The following is a 1,141-nucleotide window of genomic DNA, read 5'->3' on the forward strand; positions in this document are numbered from 1 at the left end:
TGGAGATGCCGATCCCGGAGACCAGCGAAGGGAAGGTGAGACCGATGGCGAAGTTGGTCAGCCACAGGACCACCGCCGCGACGCCCATCCCGAAGCCGCGCATCCGCGTCGGGAAGATCTCCGACAGCATCAGCCAGGTCACCGGCGAGGTCGCGCCCTGCTGGAAGGCGAGGAACGTCACCGTCATGGCGAGCACCGCGTAGGCGCGGCCGTCGCCCGCCGGGAGCGCGACGGAGAAGACACCGATCATCAACAGGGCCGTGGTGGTGCCGATCTGACCCATCATCAGCATCGGACGGCGGTTCACACGGCCCAGCATCCAGATGCCCACGAAGGTGGCGAGCACCGAGATGACGCCGTTGGCGATGTTCGCGGTGAGGGCGCTGTCGGAGGCGAACCCGGCGTCGGTCAGGATCTGGGTGCCGTAGTACATGATCGTGTTGACGCCCGAGATCTGCTGGACGACGGCGATCCCGAAGGCCACCCACATCAGCCTGCGCAGCCACGGCGTGTTCCTCAGGTCCGCCCAGCCGCCCGCCTTGGCCTGCTCGTCCTTGACGGCGAGCGCGGTGACCTCGCTCAGCTCGGCCTCGGCCCGCTGCCGGGAACGTACCTCCTGGAGGACCGCGAACGCTTCCTTGAAGCGGCCCTCGGAGGCCAGCCAGCGCGGGCTCTCCGGCATCACCAGCATCCCGAACCACAGCACCACCGCGGGCAGCGTCGCGATGACCAGCATCCAGCGCCATACGCCACCGGACTCACCGCCCACCCGTGCGATCACGGCGTTGCAGGTGAAGGCCATCAACTGCCCGCTGACGATCATGAGTTCATTGCGCGTGACGAGCCCGCCGCGCCGCTCGGCCGGTGAGATCTCCGCCAGATAGACGGGCACCGTCACCGAGGCGCCGCCGACCGCGAGGCCGAGCACGAACCGCGCCACGACCATCACCTCGGTCGTCGGCGCCAGCGTGCAGCCGAGCGCGCCGGCGAAGAAGCCGATGGCGAGCAGCAGGATGGTGCGGCGCCTGCCCCGCGCGTCGGACATCCGCCCGCCGATGATGGCGCCGAACGCCGCGCCGAGCAGCAGCGAACTGGTGACCAGGCCCTCGGTGAAGGGCGTCAGGCCGAGGTCGTCCTTCAT

General features: G+C 69.2%; 1 protein-coding gene. It reads right to left on the minus strand.

What is annotated here, in order from left to right:
* On the minus strand, positions 1-1,141 hold a 1,141-nt coding region (locus ACZ5CR_RS46565; protein ID WP_468870108.1), incomplete at both ends, for a sugar porter family MFS transporter.

The organism is Streptomyces sp. NPDC031274 (genome assembly GCF_055570235.1).